Here is a 12,191-nt window from a genome sequence, read left to right on the forward strand (position 1 = left end):
AGGCAGCTCGGAACCGACTCCCGTTCAGGAGGCCGAGCGCAGGTGTCGCGGAGGGGGACGCGAGGCAGGACGCCGAGCGAGTCGCGAAGGGACAGGGACGTCCCTTCGCGACGTGCCCCCGGAGCGGCACCGGAGCGAGGGAACCCCGGCGCAGCCGGGGCCGAATGATCGGGCGCGCTTTCTCTTTGGTTACTTTCTCTTTCGCGCGAGCAAAGAGAAAGTGACTCGGCCGGGGGGCCGAAACAGGGAGTGTCCGGCCCCTCGGCAAGCAGCCGATGCACCGGATCTGGAGACCACGCCGAAACGGACCAGGCACACAACTTTTCCAGTCCGATATCAGGCGGGCATTCCACACGACTCTCCCGATCCTTTCCATCAGCCACCGACCATCCGAACGAGCCCTTGCCCATGCGCGATACCACTCCTTCGCTGAGCCGCATCCTCGGCAGCCTCCATGCCCATCTGTCCAGACGCCGGCGCGTGCAGGTGCTCGCCCTGATCCTGCTCATGCTGGCGGGTATCGTGGCCGAGCTGGCGACCTTCGGCGCCATCATCCCCCTGCTCACGCTCCTGGCCAATCCGCAGAAGGCGCTCGACTATCCGTTGCTGCAGCAACTGTTCAACCTGTTCGGCTGGCGGAACGAGAACATCCTCCTGCCCGCCACGGCGCTGTTCGGCGTGACGGCGGTACTCGCCGCCTGCGTCCGCATGCTACTGATCTGGGCCGGCAACAAGACCAGCTACGGCATCGGCTACGATCTGGGCGTCGAGGTCTACCGGCGCACCCTGCTGCAGCCCTACCGCTACCACGTGGCGCGCAACACCAGCCAGATCATCGCCGGCATGGGCAAGGTCCAGAGCGTGGTCAGCGGCCTGCTGATGCCGCTGCTCAACACCCTGATCGCCATCCTGATGACCTCGGCGATCTTCGTCGCCCTGGTCCTGATCGATCCGCTGGTCGCCTGCGCCGCCGGCGTCCTGTTCAGCCTGCTGTACCTGCTGATCAGCCTGGGCACCCGGCGCAAGCTGCGCCAGAACGGCCGGATCATCGCCCAGGCGCACAACGTGCGGGTCCAGGCCATCCAGGAAGGACTCGGCGGCATCCGCGACATCCTGATCGACGGCACCCAGGAGCTTTACGTCAAACGCTTCCGCAAGGTCGACGCCGACCTGCGCAAGGCGCAGGTCGTCAACTCCTTTCTCGGCACGGCGCCGCGCTACCTGATCGAAGCCATCGGCATGCTTTCCATCGCCGTGCTGGCCTACACGCTGAGCCGCCGCGAAGGCGGCCTGAGCGCCGCCCTGCCGGTGCTCGGCGCCCTGGCCATCGGCGCGCAGCGCCTGCTGCCGCAGATGCAGCAGATCTACCACGGCTGGTCGACCATCATGGGCAACCGGGGCAACATCGAAGACGTCCTGGAACTGCTCGAACAGCCGATTCCGCCCGAGTACCGGAACCCCCTCCCGGCGCGGCCGATGGCCTTCGAACGGAGCATCGAGCTGCGCGACATCGGCTTCCGCTACGCCAGCGACGGGCCGGAAGTGCTCCACCACCTGAACCTGGAAATCGCCAAGGGCAGCCGCGTCGGCTTCGTCGGCAAGACCGGCAGCGGCAAGAGCACCACCCTGGACCTGCTCATGGGCCTGCTGGAGCCGGTCGGCGGCGACATCCTCATCGACGGCGTCGCCCTGACCCCGGCCAATCGGCGCGACTGGCAGGCGCACATCGCCCACGTGCCGCAGAGCATCTACCTGGCCGACGCCTCGATCGCCGAGAACATCGCCTTCGGCGTCGAGCGGCGCCACCTGGACCGGGAGCGCCTGCGCGAGGCCGCGCGCAAGGCGCACATCGCCGAGTTCATCGAGGGTCTGGCGGAACAGTACGACACCCGGATCGGCGAACGCGGCGTGCGCCTGTCCGGCGGCCAGCGCCAGCGCATCGGCATCGCCCGGGCGCTCTACAAGCGGGCCGACGTGCTGATCTTCGACGAAGCCACCAGCGCCCTGGACAGCGTCACCGAAAGCGCCGTGATGGAGGCCATCCGCGACCTCGGGCCGGAGCTGACCGTACTGATCATCGCCCACCGCACCTCGACCCTGAGCGATTGCGACTGCATCTACGAACTCGCCGGCGGCCGCCTGCTGCACGGCGCAAGCCATCCCCGGGTCCGCCGCGCGCCCCCCGCGCCGCAGGCGGAACCGGCCGCGACCGGCAAGACGCATTCGATGCAGGGCGAGCGATCCCCATGAATTTCATTTCCTACGCCGAACTCAGCGACGACATCCGCAGCAACCTGCACCGGCTGCACGACAGGCGGATCGACCTGGTGGTGGGCATTCCGCGCAGCGGCATGATCCCCGCCTACATGATCGCCCTGTACCTGAACCTGGGCTGCCTCGACCTGGAATCGTTCTGCCGCAACGAAAGCCCCGCCAACGGTGGCACGCGCAGCCCCGGCAAGCCCCTGGCCCGGGCCTGGGACGCGCGGACCGTATTGCTGGTGGACGACAGCATCGCCTCGGGCAAATCCATGCGCGCGGCCGTCGAACGGCTGCCCGAGGCGTTCGCCGGCAAGGTGATCCGCATGGCCGTCTACTCGTCCTCGATGGCGCCCGCCGAGGTCGATCTCCATTTCAGGCACCTGGGCTGGCCGCGCCTCTTCGAATGGAACATCTACCACCACGGCATCCTGGTCCGCACCTGCATCGACATCGACGGCGTGCTGTGCGTGAGCCCGACGCCGGAGCAGAGCCGGGACCGCGAGCGCTACCTGGATTGCCTGCGCAACGCCAGGCCGCTGATCCTGCCCTCCGGCAGGGTCCACTCCATCGTCAGCGGCCGGCCGGAGGCGTACCGCCAGGAAACCGAAGCCTGGCTGGAAAAACACGGCATCCGCTGCGAGCGGCTGATCCTGCTCGGCCCGGCGGAACACGAGGACGGCTTCGCCGCCCCATGCGGTCCCGGCAAGGCCGCCTATTACCGGGCAGAGGCCGGGCTGGACCTTTTCCTGGAGGGCGACCCCGACCAGGCGCTCGATATCGCCAGGGCGACGGGCAAGCCGGTGTTCTGCGTCGGCAACAACAGGATCTATCAGGCCGGCCCCTGGCGAGCCCTTTTCAGGAACCCGCGCTGGCTCCTGCGCAGCAGCCTCAAGAAACTCAACCAATCGATGCCGAGTGCCCTGAAAAGACGGCCGCAGAAGCCGGGTTAGACAAATTTCCCGATGGAACAAGACGCCACATGGAGCAACGCCCTTCTTTCCACCATCATCAGTCGGTCAGGAATAATGCTCCCTCTCAAGGTTTCCGCCCTTTACAGGAAGATCCAGAAGCTGCTGGATCGGACATTGCCCGAACCGCTCTTCTATCAACGACGCTATTTCCTGCTGCACAAAAGATTCTGCAACTTCAGGAAACCCCGGCGCTTTTCCGAAAAGATATTCCACCGGATGCGCTATCCCGCGCCGGTGTTCTCCCTCCTGGCGGACAAGGTCCGCGCCAGGGAATACATAGAGAGAACGATCGGCGCCGAATATCTGGTGCCCTGCTATCTGGTCTGCGACCGGGTGACGACGCAAACCCTGGAAGGCCTGCCCGACAGCTTCGTGATGAAGGCCAACCACAGCTCGCGGCAGACCCGGATCGTCACCGACAAATCCCATGAGGACCCGGAAGTCCTGGCCCGCATCGCCAACGACTGGCTGAGAAAGGATTTTTCCCGGCAGGCCCGGGAAAAACATTACAGCGACATCCAGCCGAAGATCATTTTCGAGAAGGCCCTGCTCTGCAACGGCAAGCCTCCGGACGACTACAAGTTCAACATCTTCAACGGCGGGCCCGGCAACCGGCCCTACGTGTTCATACAGGTCATGCAGGGCCGTTTCGAAAAAAAACTGACGCAAAACCTGTTTCTCGAAGACTGGTCGATCGCCCCCTTCAGTCGGACCCAGAAGGACCCCAGCGACGACCCGCGACTATCGGCCAGCCCAGCGGAACTGCCGGAAATGCTCGACATCGCGAAAAGGCTGTCGGCCCCCTTCGGTTACCTGCGGGTGGACTGCTACCGGCACGACGGAAAGATCTATGTCGGCGAACTGACCATCACCCCCGCCGCCGGCGCCTACCGCTTCCTGCCGCCCGAATGGGATCTGATCCTGGGCAGCAAGTTCGGCTGGCCCGAGAAACCGCCGCCGGCCTGGCCATCCGGAAAACTCTCGATCTGCCGTAAACCTGAAGCCGAAAAAGCCGAGGATCAACCATGAAAGTCACCGTATTCGGAATAGGTTACGTCGGACTGGTGCAAAGCGCCGTCCTGGCGGAAGTCGGCCACGACGTACTGTGCGTCGATATCGACGAAGAGAAGATCGAACGCCTGCGCCAGGGCCATATTCCCCTCTACGAGCCGGGGCTGGAGACGCTGGTCAGGGAAAACCACGCCGCCGGCCGCCTCAACTTCACCAGCGACGCCGCCGAAGGCGTGAAGCGCGGCGAGGTGCAGTTCATCGCCGTGGGTACGCCCGCCGACGAGGACGGCTCCGCCGACCTGCGCTACGTGCTGGCCGTGGCGGAAACCATCGCCGAGCACATGGAACGCCACCAGGTCATCGTCGACAAGTCCACCGTCCCGGTGGGCACCGCCGAGCGGGTCGCCGCCCGCGTCGCCGAGACCCTCGTCCGCCGGGGACGCGACGACCTGACCTTCGAGGTGGTCTCCAACCCCGAATTCCTCAAGGAAGGTTCGGCCGTCGCCGACTGCATGCGCCCCGACCGCATCGTCATCGGCACCGGCAGCCGCGATGCCGAGGAAGTGATGCGCGAGCTGTACGCGCCCTTCAACCGCAACCACGAAAAGATCATTGTCATGGACACGCACAGCGCCGAGCTGACCAAGTACGCCGCCAACTGCATGCTGGCGACCAAGATCAGCTTCATGAACGAAATCGCCAGCCTGGCGGAAATACTCGGTGCCGATATCGAGATGGTCCGCCGCGGCATCGGCTCCGACCCGCGCATCGGCTACGACTTCATCTACGCCGGCGCCGGCTACGGCGGCTCCTGTTTCCCCAAGGACGTGCAGGCGCTGATCCGCACCGCCGAGAACATCGACTTCGACGCCAAGCTGCTGAAAGCGGTGGCCCAGCGCAACAGGGAACAGAAGACCAGCCTGTACAAGAAGATCAGCCAGCACTTCGAAGGCACCCTGCAGAGCAAGACCTTCGCGATCTGGGGGCTGAGCTTCAAGCCCAGGACCGACGACATGCGCGAAGCGCCCAGCCGCACCCTGATGGAGGCGCTGTGGAGAGCCGGGGCGCGGGTGCAGGCCTACGACCCGGAAGCCATGGTGGAAGCCCAGCGCCTGTACGGCAACCGCACCGACCTGACCCTCTGCGGCACCAAGGAAGCGGCGCTGAAGGATGCCGACGCCCTGGTGATCGTCACCGACTGGCAGGCCTTCAAGGCCCCGGACTTCGAGTTCATCAAGCAGCAGCTCCGCCAGCCGCTGATCTTCGACGGCCGCAACCTGTTCGAGCCGACGCGCATGCAGCAAAAAGGCATCGTCTATCACTCGATCGGCCGCTGAGCGGCGAACTCCCCCGACGAGGCACGCGACATGCGCCCGGCTCCGCTGGTCAGCGTCTACATCCCCACCCGCAACCGGCTCGAAAAGCTCGAACGCGCCCTGCGCTCGGTACTCGGCCAGACCTACGCCAACCACGAAATACTGGTCTGCGACGACGCCTCCACGGACGGAACCTTCGAGCGGATCTCGCGGCTGGCGCGCAGCGAGCGGAAGATACGCTACCTGCGCAACCCCGCCCCGCGTGGCGCCTGCAGCGCGCGCAACCTGGGGATCTTCGCCGCGCGGGGCGAGTTCATCACCGGGCTGGACGACGACGACGAATTCACCCCCGACCGGCTCGAGACCCTGCTCGACGCCTGGGACGACGGCTACGCCTTCGTTTGCAGCAACTTCTGGAGCCAGCGGCCCGGCCAGCGGCTCCGGGCCTACTACCCGCTGCAAGCGCAGACCTTCACGCTGCGCCAGTTGCTGCTCAAGAACCTGGCGACCAACCAGGTGCTGACCCGGACCGGGCGCCTGCAGGACATCGGCGGCTTCCGGGAAGGCGTCAGGCGCCTGCAGGACTGGGATACCTGGCTACGCCTCTGCAGCGGCTACGGCGGACGCTTCCACCGGGCGCGGACGCCGCTCTACGTCATGCACCACGACCACGAGGCGGAGGCGCAGCGCGTCTCCCGGAGCATCGCCCTGGATGTCGCCCTCGAAGAGCTGTGCGAGCGTAACCGGGACCTCTACGACGCCAGATCCCGCCGGCTCCTGCTCTCCCACGCCAGGGAACTGCGGGGCGAGTTTTCCCTGGGGGATCTCTGGCTGAACACACTGCACCGGAGGAACAGCGGCCCTCTGCGCATCTACCTCCGCCAGCACCTGCGCAAGCTCGATCCCGCCCTGCGGCCCGGCCCCAAATGAGCGGAATCCGTCCGGGCTTCCCGCGTCCGAGGGCGAGCCGGGGCCAGGGCTGGCATGAGGCGCCCCCGGTATGGGACTGGAGAGATTGCGACGACTCTCGCCAGTCCGCTCCCGACCCATTCGCAGCTTCATTCGATTGTCCTCGCCGAGGAACCGCCATGAACATCTCCATCGCCATGGCCACCTACAATGGCGGCCGCTACCTCCGGGAACAACTGGACAGCTTCGTCCGCCAGACCCGCCGGCCCGACGAACTGGTGGTCTGCGACGACGGCTCGACCGACGCGACCCTCGACATCCTGGAGAACTTCCAGCGACAGGCGCCCTTTCCCGTGCGCCTCCAGCGCAACCAGAGAAACCTGGGCTACGTCAGGAACTTCGAGAAGGCGCTGTCCCTGTGCCGGGGCGACCTCCTGTTCCTCAGCGACCAGGACGACGTCTGGTTCGACGAGCGGCTGGAGATCGTCGAGCAGGCGTTCCTCGCCCATCCCGAAAAGATGGTCGTGCTCAACGACCAGATAATCACCACGGAGAACCTGGAGCCCACCGGCCGCAGCAAACTGGGCAACACCCGCGCCCTGGGCTTCGCCGACACCTATTTCATCACCGGCTGCTGCACGGCGATCCGCAGCGCCTGGCTCGGGATCGCCCTGCCGATTCCCGAGGTGGTCGGCCATCACCACATCCCGCACGACATCTGGATCAACAAGCTCGCCGACTTCCTCGACCTGCGCCTGATCGTCGAGCGTCCGCTGCAGTTCTACCGCCGGCACGGCAACAACGCCTCGCACAGCGTCTCCAGCGCCACCGGCCGGCCGTCCCGGCTGCGGGTGCTGGCCAGCCATGGCCTGCAGGACGCCCGCGAGGGCTGGGCGACCCAGATCGTCCACGCGAACCTGTACCTCGAACGGCTCGAAACGAGCCGGGCGCGCCTCGCGGCGCTGGGCGCCGACCGGCGCCTGGAACCGGCGCTGGCCCGCCTGCGGGCCAGGATTCCGGCGTTCGAACGACGCCTGGCGATCGTCGCGCGCCCGCGCTGGCGCCGTTCCCCGGAACTGCTGCGCTTCTGGCTGGCGGGCGGCTACCGGACCTTCGCCGGCTGGAAAAGCGCGCTCAAGGACATGGTCCGGCCATGAGCGCCTCGCCCCGATCGGTCGTCCACCTGCTCGCCTCGCTGGACTTCGGCGGCGTGGAACGGCGCATGGAACTGCTGGCCGAGCAGCCCGCCGGCGACATACGGCATCTGTTCTGCGCCATCGGCGGCGGCGGCAATGCCGAACGCCGCCTGCAGAGCCTCGGCGCTCCGGTCCGCTGCCTGCACCAGCCGACGGCGATCCCCAGTCCGGCCGCGATCCTCGCGCTCGTCCGCCTGCTCCGCCGGCTGCGCCCGACGGTGCTGCACGCCCACGGCGCCGAGGCTAACTTCCACGGTCTGATCGCCGCCCGGCTGGCCGGGGTGCCGGTGCGGATCGCCGAGGAGATCGGCATCCCGACGCACAGCGCGCGGGCCCGCCGGGTGTTCCGCCAGCTCTACCGCAGCGCCCACTGCGTCGTCGGCATCTCCGACGCGGTGACCGGCTGGCTGGTCGACAGCGGCGAAGTGCCGCCGGACAAGGCGATCCGCATCTACAACCCGGTCAAGCTGCCGGACCGGCACGACCGGCAGGCAGCGCCGGAGGACGGGCTGCGCATCGCCTTCGTCGGCCGTCTCGAAGCGGTCAAGAACCCCCTGGCGCTGGTCGAGGCCGCCGCCCTGCTGCTGGCCCGCGGGATTCCCGTGGAACTCTGGCTGATCGGCGAGGGCCGCGAGCGGCAGCGCCTGGAAGCCATGGTCCGCGCCCGGGGACTGGACAGGCGCGTGCATCTGCCGGGCTACCGGGCGCATCCCGAGGCGTACGTGCGCCGCTGCCACCTCTATGTCCAGCCCTCGCGCTCCGAAGGCTTCGGCCTGGCGCTGGTCGAGGCCATGGGCTGCGGCCTTCCGGTCGTCGCCACGGCGGTGGGCGGCGCGCCGGAGATCGTCGAGTCCGGCGTCACCGGCTGGCTGCTGCCGGAAGCGACGCCGGCCGCCCTCGCCGATGTCCTCGAAGCGGCCTGGCGGCTCGGCCCGCGACGGCTGGAAAGCATGGGCGAACGGGCCCGCGGCGCCGTCGAGGGACGTTTCGAACCAGCCCGCTACAAGGCCCGGCTGGAAACCCTGTACCGACGATTCACCCCGCGAAAGGCCAAAGGCGAGCATGGAAAAGATTCGGATTCTGCACTGTCTTGAGACCATCGGCTCCGGCGGCGTCGAACAGCGCCGCCTGACCCTGGCCCGCCGGCTCGACGGCTCGCGCTACCAGCAGTCGCTGGTCTGCACCAAGGCCGTGGGCGCCCTGCCGGCGCGCTTCGCCGAGGCCGGCTGTCCGCTGCACGCGGTCGGGGTGTTCCGCGGCGTGCTGGACCGCGAGCCGTACCGGCGGGCCCTGCGCGTGGTGCGCGAGTACCGTCCGCACATCATCCACGGCGCGGTGTTCGAGGGCGTGTCCATGGCCACGATTCTCGGACGGCTCTCCGGGGTGCCGGTGATCATCGGCGAAGAAACCTCCGACCCGGTCGGCCGCCACTGGCGCGCTCACTTGCTCTTCCGTCTGCTCGGCACGCTGAGCCACCAGATGGTGGCGGTGTCCCCCGCCGTCGAGCGCTACCTGCTCGAGCGCCTGCACCTGCCGCGCAGCAAGGTCACCCTGATCAACAACGGCGTGGCCGAGCCGGCGCCGCCCGACGAGCGGCAGGTGAACGCGCTGCGCGAGCGCTTCGGGCTGGCCCCGGAGCACTTCGTGATCGGCACCGTCGGCCGGCTGCTGGACCGCCACAAGCGCGTCAGCGACCTGCTCCGCGCGCTGGCCGCGCTGCTTCCGGCCTGCCCGGAGGCGCGCCTGCTGATCGTCGGTCGCGGGCCGGACGAAGGCATGCTGCGCGAACTGGCCGGCCGCCTCGGGGTCGCCGCCCAGGTGCGCTTCGCCGGCTACCAGGCCGATCCGCAGCCTTGCTACGCGCTCATGGACGTCTTCGCCCTGGCTTCGGCCATGGAGGCCTTCGGCCTGGTGCTGGTCGAGGCGATGCAGGCCGGCCTGCCGGTGGTGGCGACCCGGGTGGGCGGCATCCCCGACGTGGTCGACGAGGGCAAGAGCGGCCTGCTGGTGCCGCCCGCCCGGCCGCAGGCGCTCGCCGAAGCCATCCTGGAGCTGCGCCGCGACCCGCTCCGGCGCCGGGCCATGGGCCGGGTCGGACAGCTCCTGGCCAGCACCAACTTCGGCGCGGAACGCTACGTCCGCGAAGTCGACTGGCTCTACCGGCGTCTCGCCGCGCAGCGCATCGCCTCATGAACATCCTCTTCGTCACCTGGGACGGCCCGCAGGTCACCTACCTGGAAAGCCTGTTCCTGCCGATCTTCCAGCGGCTGTCCGGGGCGGGACTGCAGTTCCACGTCCTGCAGTTCACCTGGGCCGACGAGTCGCTCATCGAGTGCCGCCGCCAGGCCTGCCGGCGCGCCGGGCTCGCCTACCGGGCGCAGCCGGTGCGGCGCCGGCCGCGCGCCCTCGGCGGCCTGCTGAGCGTGCTCGAAGGCGTCCGGCCGATCCGCCGGATGATCGCCGAGCAGCGCATCGACGCGCTGATGCCGCGCAGCACGCTGCCGGCCCTGGCCAGCCTGCTGGCGCTGCGCGGGCACGGCTTGCCGATGATCTTCGACGCCGACGGCCTGCCCCTGGACGAGCGCGTCGAATTCGCCGGCCAGTCGCCGAGCGATCCGGTCCAGCGCCTGCTGCGCGAGGTCGAGGCCCGGGCGGTGCGCCGGGCCGATCGGGTGCTGACCCGTTCGCACCAGGCGGTGGAGATCCTCCTCGCGCGGGGCGGACCGGGCACCGCGCCCGGCAAGTTCCAGGTGGTCGGCAACGGTCGCGACACCGAACGCTTCGGTCCGGGCGACGAGGCCTCGCGCCGGCGCATGCGCGAGCGCCTGGGAGTGGCCGCCGATGCGCCGCTTCTGGTCTACGCCGGCTCGCTCGGCCCGCAATACTGCGCGGAGGAAATGCTCCGCCTGTTCGGATTCGTCCGCCGGCTGCGCGCCGACGCCCGCCTGCTCGTCCTGAGCGGCACGCCGGAGTTGCTGCGCCCGGAGCGCTTCGCCAGGCTGGCGCCGGCGGTGTCCTGCCTGAGCGTGCCGGGCGAGGCGGTGCCCGCCTACCTGGCCTGCGCCGACCTGGGCCTGGCGCTGCGCCGCGGCAGCTTTTCCATGCGCGGCGTGGCGCCGATCAAGCTCGGCGAGTATCTGCTCTGCGGCCTGCCGGTGCTGGCCAGTCCCGGCATCGGCGACACCGACGCCATCGCCGCCGACGGCGGCCTGCTGCTCGCCGGGCTGGCGGACGCCGAGCTGGAGCGGGCGGCCCGCTGGTTCCGCGACCAGGTGTTGACGCGGCGCGACGCCTGGCGCGTGCGCTGCCGGGCCATCGGTATCCGCCACTTTTCCCTGGAAGCCTGCGTCGACACCTATGCGGCGGCCCTGGCGCCCCTGCGGGCGTCCGCAACGGTGCTCCCCCTGCGCGCCAATCCCCCACACGGAGAGCCGCGATGAAGATCCTCCTGCTCACCCGCTATCCGCGCACGGGCGCCAGCAGCCGGCTGCGCACCCTGCAGTACCTGCCCCACCTGCGGGCCGCCGGCCACGAGGTCCGGGTGCAGAGCCTGTTCGACGAAGCCTGGCTGGAAGGCCTCTACCGGCACGGCCGGCGCCCGCCGGGACGGACCGCCGCGCTCTATCTGAGCCGCCTGGCGGCGCTCGCCAGGGCCGCCGACCATGACCTGCTGTGGATCGAGAAGGAACTCTTCCCCTACCTGCCCGCCTGGATCGAACGCCAGTTGGGCACGCCCTGGATCGTCGACTACGACGATGCGGTGTTCCACAACTACGACCTGGCGCGCAGCCCCCTGGTGCGCCGGCTGCTGGGCGACAAGATCGACGCCGTCATGCGCGGCGCCAGCGGCGTGATCGCCGGCAACCGCTATCTGGCCGAGCGCGCCCGTGCCGCCGGCGCGGCCCGGGTGACGCTCATTCCCACCGTGGTCGACCTCGGCCGCTACCGGCCGCGCATAACGGCGCCGGCCGCGCACCCGGTGATCGGCTGGATCGGCTCGCCCTCCACCCAGAAGTACCTGCTCGACATCCGCGCGCCCCTGCAGCAGGCCTGCCGCGGCCATGGCGCACGCCTGCTGCTGGTGGGCGCGACGCCGGAAATCCGCGCCGGCCTGCCCGGCATCGAGGTACAGCTCGAACCCTGGAGCGAAGAGCGCGAGGCGGCGCTGATCCGGCGCATGGACATCGGCATCATGCCGCTGCCCGACGGCCCCTGGGAACGCGGCAAGTGCGGCTACAAGCTGATCCAGTACATGGCCTGCGGCGTGCCGCTGGTGGCCTCGCCGACCGGCGCCAACCGGGAGATCGTGGAGCACGGCGGGGCGGGCCTGCTGGCCGACTCCGCCGACGCCTGGCACGACGCCCTGTCCCGACTGCTCAGTTCGGCCTCCGAACGGGAACGGCTGGGCCGGGCCGGGCGCCAGGCCGTGGAGAACCGCTACTCGCTGCAGCGCCAGTTCCCGGTGCTGCTGGAAGCCCTGGGCGCGGCACTGCCGAGCGCCGGCAAGGCCCTGGTCAATTGACGGG

General features: G+C 69.0%; 10 protein-coding genes. All 10 read left to right on the top strand.

Features of this window, described 5'->3' with window-relative positions; genetic code table 11:
• The first annotated feature begins 408 nt into the window (after positions 1–408).
• The 10 genes from AVCA_RS13635 to AVCA_RS13680 all read left to right on the top strand — a co-directional run bounded on the left by AVCA_RS13635 (position 409) and on the right by AVCA_RS13680 (position 12,187).
• Positions 409–2,250: an ABC transporter ATP-binding protein gene (locus AVCA_RS13635; protein ID WP_012701546.1), complete on the top strand. Its 1,842-nt coding sequence runs from the start codon at positions 409–411 to the stop codon at positions 2,248–2,250.
• Entirely contained in the window at positions 2,247–3,212 is a 966-nt protein-coding gene (locus AVCA_RS13640) for a phosphoribosyltransferase family protein (RefSeq protein WP_012701547.1), read from the top strand. The genes AVCA_RS13635 and AVCA_RS13640 overlap by 4 nt, the downstream gene beginning before the upstream one ends.
• 75 nt (positions 3,213–3,287) lie before the next feature.
• Positions 3,288–4,262 carry an ATP-grasp fold amidoligase family protein gene (locus tag AVCA_RS13645; protein ID WP_231876428.1) on the top strand — a complete coding sequence of 325 codons (975 nt, stop codon included), beginning with the start codon at positions 3,288–3,290 and terminating at the stop codon, positions 4,260–4,262.
• Positions 4,259–5,581: a UDP-glucose dehydrogenase family protein gene (locus tag AVCA_RS13650; protein ID WP_012701549.1), complete on the top strand. Its 1,323-nt coding sequence runs from the start codon at positions 4,259–4,261 to the stop codon at positions 5,579–5,581. The genes AVCA_RS13645 and AVCA_RS13650 overlap by 4 nt, the downstream gene beginning before the upstream one ends.
• Positions 5,582–5,611: 30 nt before the next feature.
• Entirely contained in the window at positions 5,612–6,490 is an 879-nt protein-coding gene (locus AVCA_RS13655) for a glycosyltransferase family 2 protein (RefSeq protein WP_012701550.1), read from the top strand.
• A gap of 158 nt (positions 6,491–6,648) precedes the next feature.
• Entirely contained in the window at positions 6,649–7,626 is a 978-nt protein-coding gene (locus AVCA_RS13660; RefSeq protein ID WP_012701551.1) for a glycosyltransferase family 2 protein, read from the top strand.
• Complete coding sequence (locus AVCA_RS13665) at positions 7,623–8,759, top strand: glycosyltransferase (RefSeq protein ID WP_012701552.1); 1,137 nt, start codon at positions 7,623–7,625, stop codon at positions 8,757–8,759. The genes AVCA_RS13660 and AVCA_RS13665 overlap by 4 nt, the downstream gene beginning before the upstream one ends.
• Positions 8,728–9,858: a glycosyltransferase gene (locus AVCA_RS13670; protein ID WP_236616171.1), complete on the top strand. Its 1,131-nt coding sequence runs from the start codon at positions 8,728–8,730 to the stop codon at positions 9,856–9,858. The genes AVCA_RS13665 and AVCA_RS13670 overlap by 32 nt, the downstream gene beginning before the upstream one ends.
• A complete protein-coding gene (locus AVCA_RS13675) occupies positions 9,855–11,105 on the top strand; it encodes a glycosyltransferase family 4 protein (RefSeq protein ID WP_012701554.1) in 1,251 nt (416 codons plus the stop codon). Before AVCA_RS13670 ends, AVCA_RS13675 begins: the two co-directional genes overlap by 4 nt.
• Positions 11,102–12,187, top strand: a complete 1,086-nt coding sequence (locus tag AVCA_RS13680) for a glycosyltransferase family 4 protein (protein WP_012701555.1) — start codon at positions 11,102–11,104, stop codon at positions 12,185–12,187. Before AVCA_RS13675 ends, AVCA_RS13680 begins: the two co-directional genes overlap by 4 nt.
• The last annotated feature ends 4 nt before the right edge of the window (positions 12,188–12,191 follow it).

This window comes from Azotobacter vinelandii CA (genome assembly GCF_000380335.1).
Lineage (GTDB): Bacteria > Pseudomonadota > Gammaproteobacteria > Pseudomonadales > Pseudomonadaceae > Azotobacter > Azotobacter vinelandii.